Annotated in this window: 20 protein-coding genes, 1 tRNA gene and 1 rRNA gene; 8 read left to right on the top strand and 14 right to left on the bottom strand. The window is 40.6% G+C overall.

Translation table 11 applies throughout. The features are described from left to right. Positions 1-7 precede the first annotated feature (7 nt). Both rrf and PAND9192_RS18120 read left to right on the top strand, forming a co-directional pair. Positions 8-123 (top strand): 5S ribosomal RNA (rrf, locus tag PAND9192_RS18125). Between the two features lie 74 nt (positions 124-197). Then, positions 198-274: transfer RNA gene (locus PAND9192_RS18120), tRNA-Asp, on the top strand. Between the two features lie 363 nt (positions 275-637). Here PAND9192_RS18120 and PAND9192_RS18115 read toward each other — a convergent pair. The 8 genes from PAND9192_RS18115 to gadC (PAND9192_RS18080) all read right to left on the bottom strand — a co-directional run bounded on the left by PAND9192_RS18115 (position 638) and on the right by gadC (PAND9192_RS18080) (position 10,305). Beyond that, positions 638-1,159, bottom strand: coding sequence for a glycine zipper 2TM domain-containing protein (locus PAND9192_RS18115; protein ID WP_087854875.1), 522 nt, complete (start codon positions 1,157-1,159; stop codon positions 638-640). A 121-nt stretch (positions 1,160-1,280) separates the two neighbouring features. Further along, positions 1,281-1,895, bottom strand: a complete 615-nt coding sequence (locus tag PAND9192_RS18110; RefSeq protein WP_087854874.1) for a trimeric intracellular cation channel family protein — start codon at positions 1,893-1,895, stop codon at positions 1,281-1,283. A 144-nt stretch (positions 1,896-2,039) separates the two neighbouring features. Further along, entirely contained in the window at positions 2,040-3,440 is a 1,401-nt protein-coding gene (gad, locus tag PAND9192_RS18105; RefSeq protein ID WP_087854873.1) for a glutamate decarboxylase, read from the bottom strand. 15 nt (positions 3,441-3,455) lie between these two features. After that, complete coding sequence (gene glsA, locus PAND9192_RS18100) at positions 3,456-4,400, bottom strand: glutaminase A (protein ID WP_087854880.1); 945 nt, start codon at positions 4,398-4,400, stop codon at positions 3,456-3,458. An 18-nt stretch (positions 4,401-4,418) separates the two neighbouring features. Continuing rightward, a complete protein-coding gene (gene gadC / locus PAND9192_RS18095) occupies positions 4,419-5,939 on the bottom strand; it encodes a glutamine/gamma-aminobutyrate antiporter GadC (protein WP_087854872.1) in 1,521 nt (506 codons plus the stop codon). Between the two features lie 460 nt (positions 5,940-6,399). Continuing rightward, on the bottom strand, positions 6,400-7,800 hold the full coding sequence (gad, locus tag PAND9192_RS18090) for a glutamate decarboxylase (protein WP_087854871.1): 1,401 nt from the start codon (positions 7,798-7,800) through the stop codon (positions 6,400-6,402). A gap of 15 nt (positions 7,801-7,815) precedes the next feature. Then, the gene (glsA, locus tag PAND9192_RS18085; protein WP_087854879.1) at positions 7,816-8,760 is read right to left on the bottom strand and encodes a glutaminase A; all 945 of its coding nucleotides are present in this window, start codon (positions 8,758-8,760) and stop codon (positions 7,816-7,818) included. An 18-nt stretch (positions 8,761-8,778) separates the two neighbouring features. Continuing rightward, positions 8,779-10,305 (bottom strand): glutamine/gamma-aminobutyrate antiporter GadC, encoded by a 1,527-nt coding sequence (gadC, locus tag PAND9192_RS18080; protein ID WP_087854870.1) that lies wholly within the window; start codon positions 10,303-10,305, stop codon positions 8,779-8,781. Positions 10,306-10,636: 331 nt separating this feature from the next. Between gadC (PAND9192_RS18080) and PAND9192_RS18075 the strand changes: the two genes are divergently transcribed. Beyond that, positions 10,637-10,960 carry a hypothetical protein gene (locus tag PAND9192_RS18075; protein ID WP_234999209.1) on the top strand — a complete coding sequence of 108 codons (324 nt, stop codon included), beginning with the start codon at positions 10,637-10,639 and terminating at the stop codon, positions 10,958-10,960. A gap of 81 nt (positions 10,961-11,041) precedes the next feature. Here the strand turns inward: PAND9192_RS18075 and dapD are convergent, their stop codons facing one another. Together dapD and PAND9192_RS18065 are read right to left on the bottom strand one after the other, a co-directional pair. Then, positions 11,042-12,073 carry a 2,3,4,5-tetrahydropyridine-2,6-dicarboxylate N-succinyltransferase gene (gene dapD, locus PAND9192_RS18070; RefSeq protein WP_087854869.1) on the bottom strand — a complete coding sequence of 344 codons (1,032 nt, stop codon included), beginning with the start codon at positions 12,071-12,073 and terminating at the stop codon, positions 11,042-11,044. Positions 12,074-12,409: 336 nt separating this feature from the next. Next, on the bottom strand, positions 12,410-12,712 hold the full coding sequence (locus PAND9192_RS18065) for a YebG family protein (protein WP_087854868.1): 303 nt from the start codon (positions 12,710-12,712) through the stop codon (positions 12,410-12,412). Positions 12,713-12,794: 82 nt separating this feature from the next. On the opposite strand from PAND9192_RS18065, the gene PAND9192_RS18060 reads away from it, so the two are divergent. Continuing rightward, positions 12,795-13,481 carry a DNA-3-methyladenine glycosylase I gene (locus tag PAND9192_RS18060; RefSeq protein WP_087854877.1) on the top strand — a complete coding sequence of 229 codons (687 nt, stop codon included), beginning with the start codon at positions 12,795-12,797 and terminating at the stop codon, positions 13,479-13,481. On the opposite strand, the gene PAND9192_RS18055 is transcribed toward PAND9192_RS18060, so the two are convergent. Beyond that, a complete protein-coding gene (locus PAND9192_RS18055) occupies positions 13,478-14,365 on the bottom strand; it encodes a LysR substrate-binding domain-containing protein (RefSeq protein ID WP_087854867.1) in 888 nt (295 codons plus the stop codon). The two genes, PAND9192_RS18060 and PAND9192_RS18055, sit on opposite strands and share 4 nt — an antisense overlap. Positions 14,366-14,526: 161 nt before the next feature. On the opposite strand from PAND9192_RS18055, the gene PAND9192_RS18050 reads away from it, so the two are divergent. From PAND9192_RS18050 to recD, 4 genes are all read left to right on the top strand, one after another. Next, the gene (locus PAND9192_RS18050; protein WP_087854866.1) at positions 14,527-15,519 is read left to right on the top strand and encodes a TDT family transporter; all 993 of its coding nucleotides are present in this window, start codon (positions 14,527-14,529) and stop codon (positions 15,517-15,519) included. A gap of 199 nt (positions 15,520-15,718) precedes the next feature. Next, the gene (gene recC, locus PAND9192_RS18045; RefSeq protein WP_087854865.1) at positions 15,719-19,180 is read left to right on the top strand and encodes an exodeoxyribonuclease V subunit gamma; all 3,462 of its coding nucleotides are present in this window, start codon (positions 15,719-15,721) and stop codon (positions 19,178-19,180) included. A gap of 292 nt (positions 19,181-19,472) precedes the next feature. Beyond that, a complete protein-coding gene (gene recB, locus PAND9192_RS18040) occupies positions 19,473-23,075 on the top strand; it encodes an exodeoxyribonuclease V subunit beta (protein ID WP_087854864.1) in 3,603 nt (1,200 codons plus the stop codon). Next, entirely contained in the window at positions 23,068-25,143 is a 2,076-nt protein-coding gene (recD, locus tag PAND9192_RS18035; protein WP_087854863.1) for an exodeoxyribonuclease V subunit alpha, read from the top strand. The genes recB and recD overlap by 8 nt, the downstream gene beginning before the upstream one ends. A gap of 63 nt (positions 25,144-25,206) precedes the next feature. On the opposite strand, the gene PAND9192_RS18030 is transcribed toward recD, so the two are convergent. The 3 genes from PAND9192_RS18030 to PAND9192_RS18025 all read right to left on the bottom strand — a co-directional run bounded on the left by PAND9192_RS18030 (position 25,207) and on the right by PAND9192_RS18025 (position 26,609). After that, positions 25,207-25,761, bottom strand: coding sequence for a disulfide bond formation protein B (locus PAND9192_RS18030; RefSeq protein WP_087854862.1), 555 nt, complete (start codon positions 25,759-25,761; stop codon positions 25,207-25,209). A 7-nt stretch (positions 25,762-25,768) separates the two neighbouring features. Then, positions 25,769-25,888 (bottom strand): DUF5993 family protein, encoded by a 120-nt coding sequence (locus PAND9192_RS20955; RefSeq protein WP_370738399.1) that lies wholly within the window; start codon positions 25,886-25,888, stop codon positions 25,769-25,771. A 181-nt stretch (positions 25,889-26,069) separates the two neighbouring features. Further along, entirely contained in the window at positions 26,070-26,609 is a 540-nt protein-coding gene (locus tag PAND9192_RS18025; protein ID WP_087854861.1) for a disulfide bond formation protein B, read from the bottom strand. Positions 26,610-26,614 lie beyond the last annotated feature (5 nt).

Here is a 26,614-nt window from a genome sequence, read left to right as displayed (position 1 = left end):
GAATTTGCTTGGCGACCATAGCGTTATGGACCCACCTGATCCCATGCCGAACTCAGTAGTGAAACGTAATAGCGCCGATGGTAGTGTGGGGTCTCCCCATGTGAGAGTAGGACATCGCCAGGCTTTAATTTCTTGTTTTAAGATTTTAAGAAAATCTTAAGGCAAAACAAGTTGCATTTATGCTGAATAGACACTGCGGAGTGGTAGTTCAGTTGGTTAGAATACCGGCCTGTCACGCCGGGGGTCGCGGGTTCGAGTCCCGTCCACTCCGCCATTATACAGAAAAGCCCTAATCGAAAGATTAGGGCTTTTTTACGTTTGTATATTTACGTTTGTATAAACGTAAATGATGCAGAATAGAGACAGTGGAGTAGTAGTTCAGTTGGTTAACTTTTTATTGGTAAGCTTAGCGGCCTGACACGCTGGGGTCGCGCTGATGTTCGGCATGGCAAGTCCCGTCCACTCCGCCATTATACAGAAAAGCCCTAATCGAAAGATTAGGGCTTTTTTACGTTTGTATATTTACGTTTGTATAAACGTAAATGATGCAGAATAGAGACAGTGGAGTAGTAGTTCAGTTGGTTAACTTTTTATTGTGAAGCTTAGCTACCTACCACGCCGGGAGTCGCGCTGATGTTTAAATGGCAAGGTGACCATTTTTAACCGGTAAAGTATCACCTACAGGCTCTTTTTCCATACGAATAGTATTTTGTTTAGCACCAATTTTATAAGTCACGTCATAACCAACGATCTTATCGCTTTTAGTGTATTCATTATGACACCGTTGCTCCATTGAGGTCGTGGTGTTTTCAGCTTGGTATTTACCCTGAACGGCACGACCTGCAACGGCTCCAGCAACAGCTCCTGCTACTGTAGCGAGTGTTTTACCTTTACCACCACCAACTTGATGTCCCAATACGCCACCAATAGCACCGCCTAACCCAGTACCCACTAATTTATTTTCGTCTTTTATGGCAGCGTGATGAGTAACAGCCACTTGCTCGCATACTTTATGCGGGATCGATACCGTTTTAGTGACAGCTTTGACAGAGAGAATATTAGCTTGATTGGGAGTGCTTTTATTGTTGTCATTACAACCTGTAAGGGCACTTGATAAGGCAATAATGGTGCTAAGACTAATAATGAGATATTTATTCATTGGATACTCCTAATAATACAGTGTCCACTATGGTGTTTTAGGAGTAAAAAAGTGACAGCAAAAAGTAATTTTATTGTAAAAGTTATGTCAACGATGTAACTGTTAATTATGACGTATGGAATTATTTTAATATCAGATAATGAGGAAAGGTTTTTTTCTTGATAACGATATACATGCGCAGAATAAAGATAAAAGCAATGCTCACTAATGCAGAAATTTCTGAATTAATATTATAGCGTACCATTATTACATATAGTGAACAGCCAATAATAACTGGAGTTGCATAAAATTCAGTATTATTAAACATTGTTGGACGGCTGGCGATAATATCACGTACAACACCACCAAAAATAGCGGTGATCATTCCCATCGTTATGGCAACATAAGCGGCATAGTCTTGAGTAATCATATTTTTGGTGACTAATACTGAGAACATTGAGATACCAATAGCATCAAGAATGACAATTAAACGTTCCGCGCGAATTTTACGTAAGTAAGGCGCGAAGAAAAAGCCAAAGATAGACGCGAATAATGCCGTCCAAAAGTAAGATGGATCTTTGATCCAAAAAACTTGATCGGTGGATAAAATAACATCACGAACAGTGCCACCACCAAGTGCCGTTACCCAGCCTAAGACTAAGACACTAACAATATCTTTGCCTCGATTAGTTTCGCTAATAACAGCGCTGAGAGCAAAGGCAATAATACAGATGATTTCAATAGTGTGAACAAACATCTAAGCGCCTATAGTGTGGTGATTGTTTCTATTATAATTATAAATATTAGCATGTTAGATATTAAATGGGAGAGTAAATTGTGAAGTTAGTGTTTTCAAAAATAGCAAAGGTTAGTATTAAACCAACCTTTGCTTGTACTGATATTAGCGACCGCTATGATCAAAGCTCTGAGCATCATCAGCTGTGCACTGCGCTGTTGGGTGAGAGTTTAAAAAATCAAGCGAGCGTTGGAAGTCAGCGATTAATAAATTAGCAAGATCCGCCGTAAAACCTTGTTTAACTAAGATCCGCTGAATTACAATTTCATTACCGTTAGTTGGTAGTGAATATGCGGGCACTAACCAGCCTCGAGTTCGTAGACGATCGGCTAAATCATAAAGTGAGAATGGTAACTCAACACCTGGCTTAATACGCCATGAAATTGCAGGGATCCCTGTTTCACGATTACCATCAAAGATAAATTCAAATAGCTCAAACTTATTCAATGCTTTAACTAAGTCTTCACAGACATCATAACAAGCACTGTGAATACGTTGATAACCTTCAAAACCTAAACGTAGGAAATTATAGTATTGAGATATAATTTGACCCGCAGGACGAGAGAAGTTCAGTGCGAAAGTTGGCATATCGCCACCTAAGTAGTTAACGTGAAATACTAACCCTTCAGGTAGATCTTCTTTACTACGCCATACCACCCAGCCAACACCTAATGGCGATAAACCAAATTTGTGGCCAGAAGTACTGATTGATTTAACTCGTTCTAGACGGAAGTCCCAAAGTTCAATATCAGGTGCACAGAACGGCGCTAGCATCGCACCACTTGCACCATCAACGTGAATATCAATCGAGTTACCAGTATCATGCTCATAGGTATCTAATGCATCAGATAATGGTTTAACTGTTTCGTATAAACCAGTAAAGGTTTGGCCAAAAGTAGGTACAACCATAATAGTGTTAGCATCTACTAACTCTAACATGTCTTCTGGGGTCATAAAGTAATGACCGTCGTCCATTTTAGTTTCACGCATTTCAACGTCCCAGTAGCGGGCAAATTTCTCCCAACATACTTGAACTGGACCACAGACCATATTGGGTTTATCTGTTGGTTGACCAAGTGCACGACGCTTTTCACGCCAGCGCCACAATGCAGCCAAACCACCCAGCATACAGGCTTCACTTGAACCTGTAGTTGAAGTACCGACAGTAGTGACTGAATCTGGTGCATTCCATAAATCCGCTAACATATGGACACAACGGCCTTCAATTTCAGCAGATTGAGGATATTCATCTTTATCGATCATGTTCTTATCAATAGAAAGATCCATTAATTTATGAACTTCGTCTTCTTCCCATGTTTGACAAAAAGTAGCAAGGTTTTGGCGGGCATTACCATCAAGGTAAAGCTCATCACGGATCATTTGATAAATAGCATTAGGTGCTTGCTCTTGCTGTGGCAGTTTGGTCGTTGCCGCAACGTTACGGGTTGCTTTTGAGCCAAAGATTGGATCATTTTCAGATTGACGGTTTACTTCATGAAGAGCCATAAGTTTCTCCCTACCTTAATGTTGCTTACTACTAAATAAGTTCCAAGCCATTGCTTGAGTAACATGTTTAATCATTTGTTGGCCACGGACACTGTTGCCAAATGGGTCTAGTCGTGGTGAGAATGCAGCCAGTGCACCAATGTTTGGAATAACCGTTAATAAACCGCCGCCAACACCACTTTTACCTGGTAGACCAACATCATACGCCCAATCACCAGAGGTATCGTAAAGCCCTTCCATTGCCATCTCTGCAAGAATATGGGGAATGTTTTGAGGTTGAATTACCTGTTTACCTGAGCATGGATTTTTACCGCCATTGGCAAGTGTTGCACCCACTGTTGCCAGTTCTACCGCATTAAAGAGGGTCGAACATTGGCGAGTATAAACATCACAAGCTTCAAGGGGCTCTGAGTACATACGACCCGATGACTCTAATAACAATGCAATTGCACGGTTATGAGTATTGGTGGTTTGCTCAGACTGATTGACTTCATCAGAGAGCGAAATTGTGCTGTTTGCGAGCAGGGATTGGAAGTTCAAAATCTGCTGCCAGCGTTGTTCTTTATCAGTGGCTGTAACTAAACTCACTGTCGCCATTGCACCAGCATTGACGAGGGGAGTTAGGGGTTTACCTTGGTGTAATTCAAGTGCCAGAACAGAATTAAAAGGCATTCCTGTAGGCTCGGCACCGACTTTACTGTGCAGGGCATCGGCACCTGATTGCTCAAGTACTAGTCCAAGCGTCATGATTTTTGAAATTGATTCAATTGCAAATTTATAATCGGCATCTTGTAATTGAATAATCTCGCCAGTAACAGAAACAAAGGCTAAGCCTGTTAATTCTGACGGTACAGAAGCTAAAAAAGGAATATATGAGGCGTTTTCGCCATCGCTATTGGTTTTTGCTTCATTCAGCGCTTGCTGCATAATGACAGCAAGCTTTTCATTAAGTGGTGACATTTGACGCATCCTTAACTCTTATTGATTTAATGTATGAGTTACTTTGTCTGATGGATTGATAATACCTGGATGAGTATCTTCAACTTCCCAAGTAAAGGGCGCAAAGTCAGTCACTGCTGGATCTTTCCAGTGCGGTTGGCGGGCTTTGTAAATAAATAATGGAACGGCTACAAATACCACCGTTAGCACCACTAAGAAGCCAATATATTCTTCAGGGCTACCCACTGAAATTTGACTTGGTGGAATGAAAGAGAAGATGAACGCTAATAGTGATCCAGAAAAACCAACACCAGCGATGATCCACATTCCCATATCACCACCAGGGATTTTGTATGGACGAGGACGATTAGGTTGGCTGTAACGTAAGTGAATCGCTGCAGCAAACATCAATAAGTACATGATGAGGTAAAGTACGACTGTTAACTGACTTAGAATTTGATAAGCAGCTTGAACCGAAGGTAATACCACAAACACAGTAGAAATCATGGTCACTAAGAACGCTTGTGCCATCATGATATGCGTTGCCATACCGTTTTTATTGGTGTGCTGCCAAAAGCGCGGTAAATAACCACCTTTAGCAACTACAAGTAATGCAGATGAAGGACCTGCAACCCAGCCAACAACCCCAGCAAGTACACCCAACGCTAGACATGCCGCCATAATTGGTGCAGCCCAACTGATGCCTGCCCAAGCAAACATATCATTGTAAGCCACTAATAAACTTTGAGTTAAGCTGATGTCTTGTTGTGGAATAACAAATGCAATCGCCAGTGTACCAAGTACAAATACACATACTGTACCAATTGCAGCAATCGCAATTGCAATTGGGTAATTACGCGGCGCATCATCAACTTCTTTAACGTGAATAGCGTTCATCTCCATACCGGCATAGAACAAGAAGATACTTGCTGCTAAAACAACATTATTAAAGTTAGAAAAATCAGGAATAATATTATCCCAAGACAATTGAACTTGTGGTGGACGACCAGAGAAGAATAGGTAAGAGAAACCTAATACAATTAACACGATACCAGGAATAACCGTACCAATTAAACCACCCCATTTAGCCACTTTAGAAAAAGCTGCAGTACCACGTAAAGCGATAAAGGTTGCTAGCCAGTAAATGGCTAATACTATTCCTAGTACGAAGAATTTATTTTGGGATAATGCTTGGTCCCATGATTGATCTGGCCCCATAAATGCGAGTGATACTGAACCAAAAGTCAGTGCAGTTGGAAACCAGACGGTTACTTCAATCCACAACATGAAAATAGCAACTAATGCTACTCGAGGCCCAAAAGCTTCGCCGACCCAGCGGAATACACCGCCTTTTTCAGACCAACCAGTAGCAAGCTCAGCAGCAACTAATGATACAGGGACTAGAAAAACCACGGCGGCAAAAATATAATAAAAAATGGAGCTCAATCCGTATTCTGCTTCTGCTGGAAGACCGCGCAAGCTCACTACCGCAACAATGTTTAACATTGCGAGAGCGAAAATGCTGATCCCTCCTTTTTTCGTTTTAATTGAACTAGTCATTGTTAACCAACTTATATTTAGTGTATCTAATGCATTTAATTAATATTTCAATATGAAATATTTAATTCATATTGAAATTACATGTAATAAAAACCATCAAAAGAGTAGTTCGTAAATCAAGATGGATAATTACTAATATTTATATTTGTGGATTTAATATCAATAATTAAAGTAATCTTTATGATTAATGAATATTATTGGTATTACGTTTGGTAATGTTTTTTTTGTAGTCTATTATTGAATGTTTTTTTGGGAGGGAAATAGTTAAATAAATCATTAAAAATTTATTTAATTTTTTTATTGTAGATGAGCTGAAGGTTTGGTTGAACTGTGACTTTATAAGCTTAAGATAATTTATCTATTAATAGATAAAATAAAAAACGATTTTTTTATTTATTATTTTTAGTTAAATAAAAGACTGGAAAAACCAGCCTTTTATTTTAAATAGAGCTACAGCTAATTAGCGACCACTATGATCAAATGTTTTTACATCTGCTGCATTACATTGAGAGCTTGCATGTGAAGTAAGAAATTCAATCGAGCGTTTGAAATCAGCAATTAATAGATTAGCAAGATCAATGGTTAGACCTTGTTTAACTAAAATCCGTTGAATGATAATTTGTTGAGCGTTTGCTGGTAATGTATATGCGGGTACTAACCAGCCTCGAGTACGTAAACGATCAGCAAGATCGTAGAGTGAGAAAGAGACATTAGCATCGGCTTTTAAGCGCCATGAAATTGCAGGGATCCCTTTTTCACGGTTACCATCAAAGATAAATTCAAAGAGATTAAATTTATTAAGTTGTTTGACTAAATATTCACATACATCGTAACTTGCGTTATGAATACGCTGATAACCTTCAAAACCTAAACGTAGGAAGTTGTAGTATTGCGCGATGATTTGACCCGCAGGACGAGAGAAGTTCAACGCGAAAGTTGGCATATCGCCACCTAAGTAGTTAACGTGGAATACTAACCCTTCAGGTAGATCTTCTTTGCTACGCCATACTACCCAGCCACAGCCTAATGGCGCTAAGCCAAATTTGTGACCAGAAGTACTGATTGATTTAACTCGTTCTAGACGGAAGTCCCAAAGCTCAATATCAGGTGCACAGAATGGTGCTAACATTGCGCCGCTTGCACCATCAACGTGAATATCAATTGAGTTACCAGTGTCATGCTCATAGGTATCTAATGCATCAGATAATGGTTTAACTGTTTCGTATAAACCAGTAAAGGTTTGGCCGAAAGTAGGTACAACCATAATAGTGTTAGCATCAACGAGTTCTAACATGTCTTCAGGGGTCATAGAATAATGACCGTCGTCCATTTTAGTTTCACGCATTTCAATGTCCCAGTAGCGGGCAAATTTCTCCCAACATACTTGAACTGGACCACAGACCATATTGGGTTTATCTGTTGGTTGACCAAGTGCACGACGCTTTTCACGCCAGCGCCACAATGCAGCTAAACCACCCAGCATACAAGCTTCACTTGAACCTGTGGTTGAAGTACCGACAGTAGTGACTGAGTCAGGTGAATTCCATAAATCCGCTAACATATGGACACAACGGCCTTCAATTTCAGCGGACTGAGGGTATTCATCTTTATCGATCATGTTCTTATCAATGGAAAGATCCATTAATTTATGAACTTCGTCTTCTTCCCATGTTTGGCAAAATGTTGCTAAGTTTTGACGAGCATTACCATCAAGGTAAAGTTCGTCACGGATCATTTGATAGATCACATTTGGTGCTTGTTCTTGCTGTGGTAGCTTGGTAGTTGCCGCAACGCTATTAATCGCTTCTGAGCCAAAGATTGGATCATTTTCAGATTGACGGTTTATTTCATGAAGAGCCATAAGTTTCTCCCTACCTTAATGTTGTTTACTGCTAAATAAGTTCCAAGCCATTGCTTGAGTAACATGTTTGATCATTTGTTGGCCACGGATACTATTGCCAAATGGGTCTAGTCGTGGTGAGAATGCAGCCAGTGCACCAATGTTTGGAATAACCGTTAATAAACCGCCGCCAACACCGCTTTTACCCGGTAGACCAACATCATACGCCCAATCACCAGAAGTATCGTAAAGCCCTTCCATTGCCATTTCTGCGAGAATATGAGGAATGTTTTGAGGTTGAATTACCTGTTTACCTGAGCATGGATTTTTACCGCCATTGGCAAGTGTTGCACCCACTGTTGCTAGTTCTACCGCATTAAAGAGGGTCGAACATTGGCGAGTATAAACATCACAAGCTTCAAGAGGCTCTGAGTACATACGACCCGATGACTCTAATAACAATGCAATTGCACGGTTATGAGTATTGGTGGTTTGCTCAGACTGATTGACTTCATCAGAGAGCGAAATTGTGCTGTTTGCGAGCAGGGATTGGAAGTTCAAAATCTGCTGCCAGCGTTGTTCTTTATCAGTGGCTGTAACTAAACTCACTGTCGCCATTGCACCAGCATTGACGAGGGGAGTTAGGGGTTTACCTTGGTGTAATTCAAGTGCCAGAACAGAATTAAAAGGCATTCCTGTAGGCTCGGCACCGACTTTACTGTGCAGGGCATCGGCACCTGATTGCTCAAGTACTAGTCCAAGCGTCATGATTTTTGAAATTGATTCAATTGCAAATTTATAATCGGCATCTTGTAATTGAATAATCTCGCCAGTAACAGAAACAAAGGCTAAGCCTGTTAATTCTGACGGTACAGAAGCTAAAAAAGGAATATATGAGGCGTTTTCGCCATCGCTATTGGTTTTTGCTTCATTCAGCGCTTGCTGCATAATGACAGCAAGCTTTTCATTAAGTGGTGACATTTGACGCATCCTTAACTCTTATTGATTTAATGTATGAGTTACTTTGTCTGATGGATTGATAATACCTGGATGAGTATCTTCAACTTCCCAAGTAAAGGGCGCAAAGTCAGTCACTGCTGGATCTTTCCAGTGCGGTTGGCGGGCTTTGTAAATAAATAATGGAACGGCTACAAATACCACCGTTAGCACCACTAAGAAGCCAATATATTCTTCAGGGCTACCCACTGAAATTTGACTTGGTGGAATGAAAGAGAAGATGAACGCTAATAGTGATCCAGAAAAACCAACACCAGCGATGATCCACATTCCCATATCACCACCAGGGATTTTGTATGGACGAGGACGATTAGGTTGGCTGTAACGTAAGTGAATCGCTGCAGCAAACATCAATAAGTACATGATGAGGTAAAGTACAACCGTTAATTGACTTAGAATTTGATAAGCAGCTTGAACCGAAGGTAATACCACAAATACAACTGAAATAATGGTTACTAAGAACGCTTGTGCCATCATGATATGCGTTGCCATACCATTTTTGTTGGTGTGCTGCCAAAAGCGCGGTAAATAACCACCTTTAGCAACTACAAGTAATGCAGATGAAGGACCTGCAACCCAGCCAACAACTCCAGCAAGTACACCCAACGCTAAACATGCCGCCATAATTGGTGCAGCCCAACTGATGCCTGCCCAAGCAAACATATCATCATAAGCCACTAATAAACTTTGAGTTAAGTTAATATCTTTTTGAGGAATAACAAAAGCGATAGCTAGTGTACCAAGTACAAACACACATACTGTACCAATTGCAGCAATCGCAATCGCAATTGGGTAATTACGCGGCGCATCATCAACTTCTTTAACGTGAATAGCGTTCATTTCCATACCGGCATAGAACAAGAAGATACTTGCTGCTAAAACAACGTTATTAAAGTTAGAAAAATCAGGGATCACATCGTGCCAAGATAGTTGCACTTGTGGTGGACGACCAGAGAAGAATAGGTAAGAGAAACCTAAAACAATTAATACGATACCAGGAATAACCGTACCAATTAAGCCACCCCATTTAGCCACTTTAGAAAAGGCAGCAGTACCACGTAAAGCGATGAAAGTTGCTAGCCAGTAAATGGCTAATACTATTCCCAGTACGAAGAATTTATTTTGGGATAATGCTTGGTCCCATGATTGATGTGGCCCCATAAATGCAAGAGAAACAGAGCCAAAAGTTAATGCGGTTGGAAACCAGACGGTTACTTCAATCCACAACATGAAAATAGCAACTAATGCTAACCGAGGCCCAAAAGCTTCGCCAACCCAGCGGAATACACCGCCTTTTTCAGACCAACCAGTAGCAAGCTCAGCGGCTACCAGTGATACAGGAACTAGAAATACGATAGCAGCAAAAATATAATAAAAAATGGAGCTCAATCCGTACTCTGCTTCTGCTGGAAGCCCCCGTAAACTCACGACCGCAACAATGTTTAACATTGCGAGCGCGAAAATACTAATTCCCTTTTTTTTCGCTTGAGTGTTATTTGTACTATTCATCGTTAACCAACTTAATCATGAAATAGGTTTAAAATTATTGTTTTTATATTGGTGGTTGAATAACAGAACAATTTGTACTGTATTAATAAACTAACTGCATAAAAATAGCACCAAGGGGTAGATATTAAAATTCGTAAAAAAAATTGTTTAAGTTTCAAATATGCATGTTGCGCATAGTTTTGATTTATGCATTTAATGTGTTTATTTAATCGTAATGATTAAATATATTTATGATTGAAATTGAAATACATCTGAATCTATTTGATAATATTATTGCAGCGATATTTATGTAAAAATGAAATAAAGCAGATTGATTTTTAGGGAACAACCAGTGAAATTTTTTTTCCAGCGTAATGAAACGGATTCAGAGATTAAAATTGAATTAAAAACCGCGTCGTTTTATTTATTAGTTGCGATGATTGTATGTTGGATGGCGATCAGTTTTATTTTGCAATCAAATGAAGCGGGATCAGTATTCTTACCAATATTAATTGGTTTTATGATGTTGCGTTTCTTTGCTTTAGTCAAAGTGCAAAAAGAAGTGTTAGTGGCGATGCGAGATAAGCGTTTAACCACTCAAGGAAGTAAGTTCTCATTTAAGAATCCTTTTATTTATATCATTAAGAAAAAGACGCTTTCTGAGGCAGACGCATAATTAAAAACGGCCGCTATGTTATTTACTATATCTATATAGCAACCATAGTGGCCGTTTGCGATTATTGAGTTGAGATCAATGTTAGTTGTTGCTATGTAGTTCGCTGTTTAGTTCAATTGCAGTTTTATTGGTTAAACATTCAATTTGTCCAGTCATTGAGTTACGACGGAACAATAAGTCAGCCTTACCTGCAAGATCGCGCGCTTTTGCGGTCTCAACAGCTTTACCGTCGGCATCTAACATTTGTACTTTTGAACCTGCAGTTACATATAAACCTGATTCGATAGTACAACGATCACCTAATGGGAAACCAAGACCAGCGTTAGCACCTAAGAGGCTGTTTTCACCAATTGATACCACAACTTTACCGCCACCCGATAATGTACCCATAATAGAAGCGCCACCGCCGATATCTGAGCCATTACCCACGACAACACCCGCTGAAATACGACCTTCAACCATGCTTACACCTGTTGTGCCGGCATTAAAGTTAATGAAACCTTCATGCATAACAGTTGTACCTTCACCAACATGAGCACCTAAACGTACACGTGAAGTATCAGCAATGCGCACCCCTGTTGGTACTACGTAGTCGACCATTTTAGGGAACTTATCAACGCAATCAACGGTGATGGTTTCGCCATTAAGACGCGCATCCATTTGGCGCTCAGCAAGTTCTGGTAAATCGATAGGGCCTTGGTTAGTCCATGCAATGTTGTGCAATAGACCAAAGATACCGTCAAGAACTAATCCGTGAGGTTTAACTAAACGGTGTGAAATAAGTTGTAGCTTTAAGAAACCTTCAGCAACCGATACCGGTGAGATATCAGTTTTTAGCATAACCATAACCAATGACTGTGAAGACAATGTCGCTTTAGCTGCAAATTGTGCACTTGTTTCATCGTTGGCATCTTCAAATGCTGATGCAATAGCTGCACACTGTTCAGGCGTTACCTCAATAGCTTGGTTACCACCACGGTAATCAACAATAGTGGCGATGTCTTTTACAAGTTGTTCTGATGGATGTAGCGTTGGGGTCGGAAAAAACGCTTCAATAATTTTTCCATCACGATTTTTTGTCGCAGTACCTAGGGCAAGTGCAAAGCTAGACATGATTACCTGTTCTCCATTCAAATAAATATGATGCGATAATTAAAATAATGACTTTACCAATAACATCAGACGCGTATTACGTCTTGAGCTAACAGGTGATTTATCGCCAATTAAAACCATCATAAAGACAGTTATAAAAATATAGAAGAGCTGAACCAATAATCAGCACAAAATGATGGTTTATTAACTAAAAATGGCGATTATCAACGATGTGAAGCGAGTTCATTTATTGATAATAGATAATGAAGGAACGTTATATGAGACGGTGTTATAGCAATTAAAATAAAAAAAACCTCCATTAGGAGGCTTTCGACGACAAACTCAATAATATTTAAATTATGCAGCGTCTTGCTGCTGCTCATCGGCAACAACTTCAGGTTTTACAGCTTTCGCTTTTGGTGTCGGCTTGGCTTTTTTCGCGCCAAGAGCAACTAAGACTTGTTCACGATTTTGCGCCAAGAACATTGATAGTTCCTCTTGCTTCGCTTCGTCTTCGAATAAATCACTGTCACTTAATAAAGCAAACATCTCATCTGCCATATCAAGCATTTTGTCATATGCATCGGCTTCGGATTTAGAGGTAAAAGTCATCTTTTCTTCCCCGTTGCGCTCTACTACATATTTGACGATAACTGCCATGGTCATCCTCTCCTAAAATTTATTTACTGGACGCTTATACAGTAGTATGGTGAGTGAGTCTAGTGCTAAGCGTGTGAATGTGATGACTCGAGAAAAATTTAACCAGATTTATCATCGTGCTGTTGAAAGAAAGGGCGGTGAATCAAATTTAGAAAAATTACTAACAACCCCGTTGAATAAGGAGCAATTGCGGTTAATTGCAGATCATCGGTGGTTAGCTGAGTTTACTCAGAAAGTGTTTCAATGTGGTATTCGATGGCAAGTCGTGCGTAATAAATGGCCAGCATTTGAAACTGCATTTTTTGAGTTTGATATTGAAAAAATGGGCTTGATGCCAACTGAAATGTGGGAACGAAAAGCGCAAGATCCAACCATTATTCGTGATTTGAAAAAGGTAATGACGATCCCTGAAAATGCCAATATGATCCATCGTGCGGCATTGGAGTATGGTTCATTTGCGGCAATGGTCGCAGATTGGCCGGAACAAGATATTGTAGGATTATGGTTATACCTTAAAAAGCATGGTTGCCGTTTAGGTGGTAAAACAGGCGCTTATAGTTTACGTGGATTAGGTAAAGATACCTTTTTGTTTACTCAGGATGTAGAAGCTTATTTGCGTCATACTGATATTATTGATGGTGGTCGTGATACGTTAAAATCATTGCGAGCAGCACAGAGTGCATTTAATGATTGGCAGCAACAATCTGGCCGATCGTTAACTCAAATCAGCCAAATTATTGCATTCAGTGTTGGAGATAACCGCGTTTAATCAAATTGCCATTGTTGACAAAATTCTAAGAATAACTTTAATAATGGACTTTGATATTTTTCTTGGTGATACAACAACCAATACTGGCGATTCATATTAAGTGGTAATGTCAGTATTGCGACTCGTTGCTCTTCAACTGCATGAGTGATTGCTCGTTGCGATATGCAAGTGATGCCTAAGTCAGCACTAACGCAATTAATGATTGCCTCAGTGGTATTTAATTCAAATGAGGTGGTCCATTTATCTAATCGTGGTGAGATTCGGTTAAGAAAAAACTCACGTGTTCCTGATCCTATTTCTCTTAATACCCATTCTGAATTTTCGAGATCCGATAGGTGTAAATTTTCAATTTTGGTTAACGGGTGCTGCGGGTGACAAGCGATCACCATTTGATCGCATAACCATGGTTGGACAACCAAATCTGAGTGCTGAACTTTGCCTTCAACTAAACCGATATCTAATTCAAACTCCATTAATTTATGGCAGATTTGAGCTGTATTTGAGATAAATAATGTTTGGTCTCGATGCTGGGATTCAAGTCGAAAATCACGTAATAAGAAGGGAGTAACTTGATTTCCTACTGTGTCACTTGAACCGACTTTTAATTTTCCCGTAAGGGGGCCGGCTTGATCAAATAAATTTTCAATCGCATTAGAACGGGATAAAAGTTCATCGGCTAGAGGAAGTAGGCGCTTACCTTGTTCATTAATAATTAAACGATTATTGTTGCGATCAAACAATTTATGATCAAGTTGCTTTTCTAATTCAGATAGCGCCATGCTCACAGCAGGTTTTGAGAGAAATAATTTTTCAGCGGCGGCAGTGATTGTTTTTTCCTGTGCCACGGTAACAAAAACTTTAAGCTGTTTTAGTGCGATATTCATTATCACCTCATTAATAACGCATGGTGAGTCATTGCTCATTTGTAGTTAAGATAATATTAACATCCATTTAAATATATTCAATTATTATAAATACCAACTAAGCGGTATACTGCAATCAATAAGAAAAATTCGCTATTGCTATCTAATGCGGAGAGAGAAATATGATTGCAACAACCAAAAGAAAACTTGCAGGTGCACCAACACCAATGGCTGGTTTAGCATTAGGTATTGGTAGTATTTTATGGTGCTGGGAGAATGGTGCCCAACTTCATGGCTATGGACAAATAACAGGCGCAGTTATCGCAGCATTGATGCTATTCATTTTAATCGCTAAATTTTTAGTGCATCCAAAGTTGTTATGGAATGATTTATCACATCACGTAGTTGGCAGTGTGGTACCCACATTTGCGATGGCACTGATGGTGGTTTCAAAAGCGGTCAGTGTTTATGCCTCTATTACTATTGGCGTATATATCTGGTTATTTGCGGTTGGATTACATGTTGTTTTCTTAAGTTTATTTTTATTCCACCGCGCGCGTGATTTCCATTTGCACCATATGGTACCAAGTTGGTTTGTCCCGCCAATTGGTATTATTGTAGCTGATGTTTCATTTCCAGGCGTAGCAGCATTACATCCGCTGGCTTATGTATTGTTGATGTTCGGTATGCTTGCTTATGCGGTTATGTTACCGATGATGATTTATCGGTTTATGTTCCGTGATGAAGTACCTGATACTGCGAAACCAACTATAGCGATTATGGCTGCTCCTGCAAGTTTATCATTAGCTGGTTATTTGACGGTTACAGCAACCCCATCACCTGTGATTGTGGCTATTTTAGGTGGTATCGCAGTATTGATGACGGCGATTATTTATTTAGCATTTTTCCGTTTATTACGTTTAGATTTTAGTCCAGGTTATGCGGCATTTACCTTCCCGATGGCGATTGGTGCAACGGCACTATTTAAAACTGCAGCGTGGATGAAAAGTTATGGTTTTGATAGCCATTATGTCGCTCAAGTTCATGGTTTAGCTACAATTGAATTATATGTTGCAACGATCATTATTGGTTATGTAGCGATTCGATATTTAGCTTTTTATCGTCCTGTGAGTCGATTATTTCAACGCAGTGAAGTCTGCCCACAAAACATTTGATAGCGATGGTGGCATAATTTCACGAGTGGATTGTGGCACAAATAAATGTTCCGTGTGTTGCCCAGCCAAATTGGTTGGGCTTTTTTGTAGCTGTATATATATTGAGACGTTTAATTGATATTTTTAAGCTGTATTTATTTACAGTATCTCAGTGATGGTAGACAATTTAATCATCTATCTTTTGCTGTGGAATATCTGCGTGTTCACTGTCTATCATTCAAATCAACTTGATCTGCTGAAATCGTTACTCGTGGAGTTGATCCGCTTACAGCCATTAGCGAATCCGTTTGAAAAAGAACAAATTCTGGTACAAAGCCCTGGCATGTCACAATGGCTAAAAATGGAGTTAGCGACCTCGTTTGGTGTGGCTGCAAATATTGATTTTCCATTACCTGCGACTTTTATTTGGAAAATGTTTACTCAAGTTTTGGCCGATGTGCCAGAGCGAAGTGCATTTAATAAAGAAGCGATGACGTGGAAGTTAATGCAGGTATTACCGCAGCAATTTGATCAACCAGAGTTTGAGCCGCTTAAGCGTTATTTAGACAGCGACAGTGACTCGCTTAAGTGTTATCAACTTTCCGAAAAAATTGCCGATATATTTGACCAATATTTAGTGTATCGCCCAGAGTGGATCCAACAGTGGGAAGCGGGTGAAACGGTTGCCGAATTGAATGATGAGCATCCATGGCAACCTATCTTATGGCAAGCCCTTTATGATCAAACGCTGGCGTTAGGGCAGTCGCCTTACCATCGTGCAAATTTGTATGATCACTTTATTGAAACCCTTAATAATTATTCGGGCAGTGAAGGCAAAGCGGCGTTGCTGGCAGCAGGTTTACCACAACGGTTGTTTGTATTTGGTATTTCTTCATTACCACCACGTTATTTAGATGCGCTTGCGGCGATTGGTGAGCACATTGATGTCCATTTAATGTTTACTAACCCATGTAAATATTATTGGGGGGATATTCGTGATCGTAAACATTTAGCTCGTTTAGCTGCTCGTCAGCGAGTGCAATTACAACATATCACCACTGATGATGAACTAAATGAATACCTGTCAGTACTTAAAGATAGCGATCAAACTAACTATGACGATGACATGCACAATGATGTGGTTGGCAATAGTTTATTAGCCTCAATGGGTAAACTTGGTCGGGATAATATGTATTTGTTATCGGCGATGGAAGTCAATGAAGTCGATGCCGGCTTTGTAGATATTGATCCTGATACTTTATTACACGCTATTCAAGCAGATATCTTAAATTTGCAAGATCGCCAAGATGACACTCAACTCGATTCAAGCCTACATAAATTCCCTATAGATGCCGATGATCATTCGATCACCATTCATGCCTGTCATAGCCCGATGCGCGAAGTTGAAGTGTTGCATGATAAATTACTGGCAATGTTTGAAGCTGATTCAAATCTTAAACCACGCGATGTAATTGTGATGGTGGCTGATATCAATGCCTATAGCCCTGCGATTCAAGCGGTGTTTGGTAATGCGCCGGGTAATCGTTATATTCCATTTTCTATTTCCGATCGTACTGCTGAGCAAGAAAACCCGATTCTATTGGCATTTTTACGGTTACTGACTTTACCTGAAAGCCGTTGCCATGCTTCTGAACTATTAGAATTATTAGAAGTGCCAGCGGTGATGGAAAAGTTTGGTTTTGATAGTGCTAGCTTTGAAAAAATTAAAAAATGGATTGAAGAAGTTGGTATTCGGTGGGGACTCGATCAACACACCTCAAGTCAGTTTGATTTACCTGAGCAACTGCAAAATACGTGGTTATTTGGTATTCAACGCATGTTACTGGGTTATGCGATGCCGCATGATACGGGGTTATTTGCAGGCATTTCAGCGTATGAACAAGTACAAGGCTTAGATGCCGAATTAGCCGGTCAATTAGCTGGGTTTATTGATTGCTTAATTGAATATCGTAGCGCATTAGCACAGCCGCAAACGGTCAATCAATGGGCCGAATTATTACATCAATTATTGGATGATTTCTTTGCAGTTGAATTAGAAGGCGAGCTGATTTTAAAATCAATTCGCGATAACCTGCAACGCTTACATCAGCAGTTACAAGATGCGGGTTATCAAGCTCAGATCACACCAGCGGTATTAACTCAATATCTACAAGATAAACTTTCTGGTGAACGCGTGAGTCAGCGCTTTTTAGCCGGACAAGTGAATTTTTGTACTTTAATGCCCATGCGTTCGATTCCGTTTAATGTGGTGTGTTTACTGGGAATGAATGATGGTGCTTATCCGCGTAATATTGCGCCAGAAGGGTTTGATTTAATGAACGGCCGCACCAAAGCCGGCGATCGTTCGCGTCGTGATGATGACCGTTACTTATTTTTAGAAGCCTTGTTATCTGCGCAGCAAAGTTTGTATATCAGTTATGTCGGCCGTTCGATTCAAGATAATGCTTCTAAAGTGCCATCAGTACTCGTTAGTGAATTGATTGAATACTGTCAGCAGGGTTATTGCTGTAACGGTGATCAATCCTTAGCGGTCGATGTTTCAGCTGACAATATCAAACATCAGTTAGTTCAGCATCACCCACTCGTACCGTTTAGCCCAAGTGCATTTGTTGGTGACGAGTCTAGTTTTGCGATTGAGTGGTTACCTGCGGCTAATCGTGAGGGGCAGGCAAGTGCACCGTTTCAGCTGGATGCGTTAGCGGCAGAGCCAATGGCTGATGAACAAGCGTTAATTTTAGAATTAGCCGAATTACAACGGTTTTGGCGCTTACCGGTAAAGTACTTTTTTAATCGTCGCTTAAAAGTCTATTTTGAGCCGCCGTTGGGGTTATTAGAAGATGATGAGCCGTTTGTGCTTAATGGTCTTGAAAGCTACCTAATTCGCGATCAATTACTGGAATTATTGTTAGATGCCAAGCTCAAAAATGTGGATCCTGATGTAATTTATCGTCAGTTTGCGGCTGAAAAACGTGCGGCGGGTACTTTACCCGTTGCCGCATTTGGTGATCTTGATTTAGCCGCGAGTCGACAAGCGGTGGCAAATTTAACTGATGTGCTTGAACCGTTAATTCATGCCCCTTTAGCCGATCAAGAAGTGGCAATTACTGTCATGGTTGCTGGGCATAAAGTGCTATTACAAGGTTGGCTCAAGAAACGTTATCAATCGGGGTTATTACGCTACCGAACCGGTAAAATTCGTCCACAAGATTTGTTAACGGCGTGGTTTGATCATCTTTGTTTAGCGGTATCAGCATCAGAAAAGGCACAAGTTACTCACGTTATCGGCACTGATAAGTATTTTCAATTACAGCCTATAGAGCCACAGCAAGCACTGGCGTATTTACAGCAATTGATTGAACTGTATTACCAAGGATTAAACCAACCATTAGCGTATTTCCCTAAAACAGCGATGGCAGCAATACAGGCGCATATAGGTCGTGATGGCAGTTGGAAAGATGATGCTGACACTGAGCAAAAAGCACTGACGAAGATGGCGGAATGTTTTAATGATGGCTACTTATTTAGCGGTGAAGGCAGTGATGAATATATCAATCGTGTATGGCCTAAATGGAATGATGATTTGGCACAAGAGGCTAATCAATTAACAGCGTTGGTGCTGCAAGCGGTGGTGGTAAACGCTAAAGAAATTAAGCCGGAATAACAGCTTAAAGCAGAAATGAAGTAGTGTGGCCGTCAGCAAATCATTGTTAGTTGTAGGGTGTTCGCTGTACGGCCACAGGTCCAGAGGTGACCAAGTTTCTGGCGCTGATACTAACTAACCACTGCAGTATAAACCGTGAGTAAGTTCTCACATTATAGGAACACAATAGAATATTAGGTGCCAATATTTACTTATAAGTGTTGGGTCACATAATAACGAGCCTGACGCTGAATATTGATATCGGTCAGACAAGTACTGTTGTACATAGAGCAACCATGGGATGAGTGACATAATGGCGACTGAAGTACTAACAAATATTCTGCAACCAATGACGTTTCCATTGCACGGTACACGTTTGATCGAAGCATCTGCAGGGACTGGCAAAACTTTTACCATCGCGAGTTTGTATTTACGATTATTGTTAGGCCATGGTGATGCGAGTAGTCGCCATCAACAACAGTTAACCGTTGACCAAATTTTGGTTGTAACCTTTACCGAAGCGGCGACGGCAGAATTGCGTGATCGTATTCGTGCCCGTATTCATGATGCACGATTAGCGTTTAGTCGTGGTATTAGTCACGATCCGGTGATCAAACCGCTGTTAAATGAACATCAAGATCATAAATTAGCCGCGACAATTTTATTGCAAGCCGAACGCCAAATGGATGAAGCGGCTATTTATACTATTCATGGTTTCTGTCAGCGAATGCTGACCCAAAATGCGTTTGAGTCAGGAAGCCGATTTAATAATGAATTTGTGACTGATGAAAGCCAATTAAAAAAGCTGGTGGTTGCAGATTATTGGCGCAGTAATTTTTATCGTTTATCGCCGGCGCTTGCTCATGAAGTTCGTGAAATTTGGTCATCCCCAATAAAATTATTAAAAGAAATTGGTAATAGTTTAACTGGCGCGCCAGTACGGTTATCGGTGGCTGCAATGACAGAGTCGTTAGAACAATTACATCAACAAAATATTGTTCGTATTGATGAAGTCAAAGCGTTGTGGCGTGAGCATCAACATGATCTCGAAGCCGTAATTGCAAACTCTGGGATTAATAAACGTAGTTACACTAAAAAAAGTTTACCTAATTGGATTGAACAAGTTAGTGCATGGGCAGCTCAAGCGACCGTCGGCTATGAGTTACCGGATAATTTAATTCGTTTTCATCAGCAGACCTTAATTGAAAAAACAGCCAAAGGTGATGTGCCTGAGCATGCGGTATTTAATGCGATTGCTGAATTAATCGATAATCCGGCTAATTTGCGAGAACCATTATTAGCTCATGCGATTGAGCATTGTCGTCAATTATTGGCAGACGCTAAAGCGCGTAAGGGATGGCTATCATTTGATGACTTGCTGACGCAACTAGGGGCAGCGATTGATAATGATGTTGATGAACTGCTCGCGAGTAAAATTCGCGCACAATATCCAGTTGCGATGATTGATGAATTCCAAGATACCGATCCACTTCAATACGGTATTTTTAGTGATGTTTATCGGCATCATCCTGAATGTGGTTTGTTTATGATCGGTGATCCTAAACAGGCAATTTATGCTTTTCGTGGTGCTGATATTTTTACTTATATTCAAGCGCGCCGCCAAGTTACCGATCACTATACATTAGCCACCAACTGGCGCTCGACGGCCACTATGATTGCGGCGGTTAATAGTGTGTTTCAGCAACCAGATAGTCCATTTATTTACGATCAAGATATCGAATTTTTAGCAGTTGATCATAGCCCTAAAGCAACTCAACGCAGCTGGTGGTTAGAGGGTGAGGCTCAACATGCCTTGACGTTTTGGTTACAAGAAAGCCCTGATGGTAAGCCAATAACCAAAGGTAGTTACCAAGCAGCAATGGCAGCGGCAACAGCGGCACAGATTCAACATATTTTGACGCAATCACAGCAAGGCCAAGCCTATTTTTTAGATGGTGAACAGCGACATGCGATAGCTGCTGGGGATATTGCTGTATTGGTTCGTACCGGAACTGAAGGACGATTAGTGCGTGAAGCATTATCAAAACAAGGTATTGCCAGTGTCTATTTGTCTAACCGTGATAGTGTGTTTTCAACCGCAGAAGCGGCAGATATTCAGCGGTTATTGCAAGCGGTATTAACCCCGGAAGATGATCGTGTATTACGTGCAGCATTAGCGTCAGGGTTATTTGCTCGTTCTGCGATTGAACTCGATCAGCTCAATAATGACGAGAATGAATGGGAAATTGCGGTTAATAGCTTTAAGCAATACCGCCAGCAATGGCTAAAACGTGGTGTGATGCCAATGTTACGCAGTGTGATGGCGAAAAATCAAATTGCAGAGCGGTTATTAGCCGAAGATGGTGGTGAGCGTAAACTCACGGATTTATTGCATATTGGTGAGCTGCTGCAACAAGCGAGTCAAACGCTAGACAGCGATTATGCGTTATTACGCTGGTTAGCTGAGCATGTTGCTGAGCCAAATGGTAATGCTGATGATCAAGTGATGCGGCTCGAGTCAGAGCGTAATCTGGTGCAGATTGTCACTATTCATAAATCAAAAGGCTTGGAATATGATTTAGTATTTATGCCGTTTGTGTGCAGTTACCGTGAAGTTGATAGCAAAGGTGAAGTTAAATATCACGATGAGGTCGATAACATTACGGTGCTGGATATTGCTAAACAAGCCTCTGCAATTGAAAAAGCTGATCAAGAACGATTAGCGGAAGATTTACGCTTGATGTATGTGGCATTAACCCGCGCAGTTTATGGTTGTTATGTTGGTATGGCACCGATTCGTAATGGCCGTAGCACCAAAGAGCCGACGGGGTTACATCGCTCTGCAATGGGGCATTTAGTACAAAATGGTGAGGCGAGTGGTGTGGCTGCGCTTGAATTAGCCTTAGCTAAACTGAGTGAAGCCCAAATTGCGATCACGGTGGCTGAACCTCCCCAGCTTATTGATAGCCAATGGCAACCACAAGATGAAGTCAGTGACGCATTAGTTAAGCGCTCTTTCTCGACGTCATTAGAGCGTAATTGGTGGATGACCAGCTATTCGAATTTGGTTAAACAAGGCCATCAAACCGCCCATGACAGTAGCTTAGATTTACCCGGATTTGATATTGATTCGGTACAAAATGCCACGCCAGAGACAGACGATGGAGAGTTCGAATTAGAACCGCAATATTCTATTTATACGTTTCCTCGTGGTGCCCGTCCGGGAACATTTTTGCATACTGTGTTTGAAGAAATTGATTTTACCGCCGCGGTTGATAGCCCTGAAACTGTAGCTAAATTAACTGAGCTACTGCAATTAGAAAATTATGAATTAGCGTGGTTGCCGGTATTGCAGCAATTAATTCAAGATGTATTAACGTGTGCACTTGATGGTGATGCACTGCGGTTAGCCGATAAGAGCGCCTCGCAACGCTTAACAGAAATGGAATTTTTATTACCGATTGAGATATTACAAGCGGTGGCATTAAATAAAGTGATTGCCAAACATGATCCGTTGTCAGCCAAAGCGGGAGAATTAGGCTTTGCAACTGTCAGCGGCATGCTAAAAGGTTTTATTGATTTAGTGTTTGAGCATCAAGGTAAGTATTACGTTTTAGACTGGAAATCGAATTATCTCGGAGATGATCCACAACTGTACCGTGGTGAACAATTGAAAACGGCGATGCGTGAACACCGTTATGATTTGCAGTACCAAATTTATGCGTTGGCATTGCAGCGCTTTCTACGCAGTCGTATTCCAAATTACGATTATGAAACCCATTTTGGTGGCGTGTATTACCTATTTTTACGTGGTATTCAGACGGGAAGTGATAGTGGTATTTTTTATGCGCGCCCAAGTGAATTATTACTCGATGAATTGGATTTAGTGATGAATGGAGTGCTACCACATGCTTAAGCGGTTACAAAAGCTCACCCAACAAGGTGGATTACGTCAGCTTGATTATCAGTTTGCTAAATTTGTGGCGTTGCATAGTCCACAATCGCAGCAGGATTTAGCAGCATTAATGGCAGCATTGGTGAGTTATGAGTTGGGTAAAGGCCATGTATGTGTGCGCTTTGATCAACTACAGACTCAGCATTTATTTGGCTTATCAAGTCGATTGTCGGTGGCATTAATTGACGGCTTACCCGATCCAAGTCAATGGTCTCGGTTATTAAATCAATATGATGTGGTAGCTAATGTTCAAGCTAGCGGTATGCAAGCATGCCCATTAGTGTTTGATCATGGACGGTTGTATCTCAATCGCTATTGGCAGTTTGAACAAACAGTGGCGACACGAATTGTTGATATGGCGACCAATCAAGGCCAAGTCGACATTGATAGCCAGTGGCAAGGTCAGCAATTAACCTTGATGCATCAAGCATTAAATGACTTATTTCAGCCAAGTTATGGTCATTTATATCATGCCTTACAAGGTATTACTGATAGGCAACAACGCCAACAAATAACGTGTGATTTTTTGGATATTGTAAAACCACAGCAACTTGATTGGACTGCAATTGATCAATTATTACAACAAGCAACCCAAATTACCGATTTACAGCCATTAGACGCTTTGGTGCCTGCGAGTATGTGTTTAAATTGGCAAAAAGTGGCAGCTGCAATGGCGTTAACGCGTCAGTTTGCAGTGATCTCGGGTGGCCCTGGTACAGGTAAAACTACCACGGTGGCTAAATTGTTGGCAGCGTTAGTGATGCAAGCGAATGGCGACCATCAACCTAATATTATGCTGGTGGCACCAACGGGTAAGGCGGCGGCACGTTTAACCGAATCAATAGGTTCTGCGATTAAATCATTAGCAGTACCACAACAAATTAAAGATTTAATTCCTACTCAATCAAGTACATTGCACCGTTTACTGGGCTCGATACCGAATCGAGTCGAGTTCCGTCATCATAAAGATAATCCACTTCACCTCGATGTGTTGGTTGTTGATGAAGCGTCAATGGTTGATTTACCGATGATGGCGCGGTTATTAGATGCGATGCCGCAAGGGGCTAAATTAATTCTGTTGGGCGACAGAGACCAATTAGCTTCAGTGGAGGCGGGAGCTGTACTAGGCGATATTTGTTCTTTTGCAAGCCAAGGTTATAGTGCCGTGCAAGGGCAGTTATTAAGTCAGTTAACTGGGTTTGATTTACACTCAAATAATATCGGTTTAAGTGTAGTGACAGACTGTTTATGCATGCTACAAAAGAGCTACCGTTTTCACGCTTTATCAGGTATTGGTCAGTTAGCCAAAGCGATTAACCAAGGTAAACCAGCCTTGGTGAATAAAGTATGGCAACAAGGCTTTAAAGATATTCACCATTATCCGCTAAGTACTGAAAGCTATGCGTCGATGATCAATCAAGTGGTGACGTTTTATCTTGATTATCTTGATGCAATAAAAGCGGATCAAACACCGGCAGAAGTACTCAGGGCATTTGCGAATGTGCGCTTGTTATGTGCGTTACGTGAGGGGGATTTTGGCGTTGTCGGCTTAAATCAACGTATCGAAAAAGAACTGACTCACCGCGGGCGAATTTCACCCAATGATGAGACATGGTATGTCGGTCGCCCAATAATGATCACTCGCAATGATCATGCGCTGGGATTATTTAATGGTGATATTGGCATGACAATGTTAGAGCCAGAAATTGATGCTGATAGTGGACGGCGACGGTTGCGAGTGTATTTTGAAATGCCAGATGGCACTATTCGCGGTATTTTACCGAGCCGTATTCCCGAGCATGAAGTGGTATATGCAATGACGATTCATAAATCTCAAGGATCGGAATTTACAGATACGGTGATGGTGTTACCCGCTGACTATACGCCGATTTTAACCCGTGAATTAATTTATACTGGTATTACCCGTGCGAAATCTCGGCTGTATTTGTATGCACCACTGGATATTATCAGTAAGAGTGTGCAAGTGCGTACAGAGCGAGCGAGTGGATTAGCCCAGCTGTTGGTGTGATTGTATTGTAACTAATAGCAATCTCAATGCCAGCATTAGTGCTGGCATTATGCTATCTAAGAATTATTTTTTAAATTGATCAAATAACCAATAGCTATGAGGATCTGCGGGGGTTACATGTGGCCCAGTCATAATAAATGTTGAGACAATATTAATGATCACGACCGCGACAGCAAGCTTGCAAGCGATATTACCAATGCTTTTCATATGGTAATTGTTAGTGGTTTTTGTTGGTTGGCGCCATAAGCTTAGTAATACAGCAACTCCAATGATGGTCATTACAAAAATAACAAAAGCCCAAGTATAATAATGCATCCCAAGTAAGGGGCTACCATAACCGGGATCATCGGGTAATAAGTGCAGTGATACTTGACGCAATGCAGCTGTTGCACCAAATAAAGCGCCAAATAAAATAATCCCGTAATGAGGTTGTTGTGGGCCATAGCGGACATTGAGCATAAAGCCAAACATTACCATCATAAATCCTACCCGTTGTAATAAGCATAACGGGCAAGGTAATTCTTTAAATACCAATTGAATGATAGATCCGGTTGCCAATATGGTTGTGATGCCAAGTAAGCCTAAGATATTGAGTCGATTAATAAGTTGATTGTTCATAGCGTACTTAAATTGAGATTGGCAGGGTATAGACAATGTGGTGTTTGAGTAAAATAGATCCAGCAATGAAGGTTAAAGCAAACATGGCATAACTAAGATTTTTTTTACCTTTAAGTGCTGTTAACATAGTTATAAGCATGAGACAAAAAACAAAAATACACAGCATTGGTAGCAATAACCCTTTTTTAAAATGGAATAATCCGCACAGTATACCTTAACGGTATTAACTGTTAATTGTTTATCTTGAAATATTGACACAAAAAAACGCCAGTAATCATACTGGCGTTATTGTGTTGCGATTATTATGTCTAATTAAATAACCAATAAGTAATTGGATTATCAGGACATTGGTATGGGCCGCACTCAATAAAAGTCGATATGACGTTGACTGCAACAGCAAAAATTGCCAATAGACATACAAACCTGCCAAAACGGTTCATTTTATAATCATTATTATTCCAGTCTTTATTCCATAGCAGCTGTAATACCGCCACACCGACAATAGTCAGACTAAATAGAATAAAGGCCCAAGTATAATAATGTATACCAAATACTGGACTACCAAATCCTGGTGTGCCAGGAATAACATGCAGTGATACTTGACGTAATGCTGTTGCCGCGCCAAAGAGAGCGCCGATAATTAGAATACCGTAATGGCGCTGTTGTGGTCCATAAACAACGTTAAGCATAAAACCAAACATCACCAGCATAAAGCCTAAGCGTTGCAATAAACATAATGGACAAGGTAATTCATTTAGTACAACCTGAAGGACTGATGCCATCAATAATACGAAGGTGATCCCTAATAGACCCAAGGCATTTAAGAGTGCTACATTTTTATTATTCATACTTT

It is taken from the genome of Photobacterium andalusiense, assembly GCF_900185625.1.
Taxonomy (GTDB): domain Bacteria; phylum Pseudomonadota; class Gammaproteobacteria; order Enterobacterales; family Vibrionaceae; genus Photobacterium; species Photobacterium aquimaris.
Note: the sequence above shows the minus strand (reverse complement) of the source record. Positions and strands in the feature narration are given on the sequence as shown.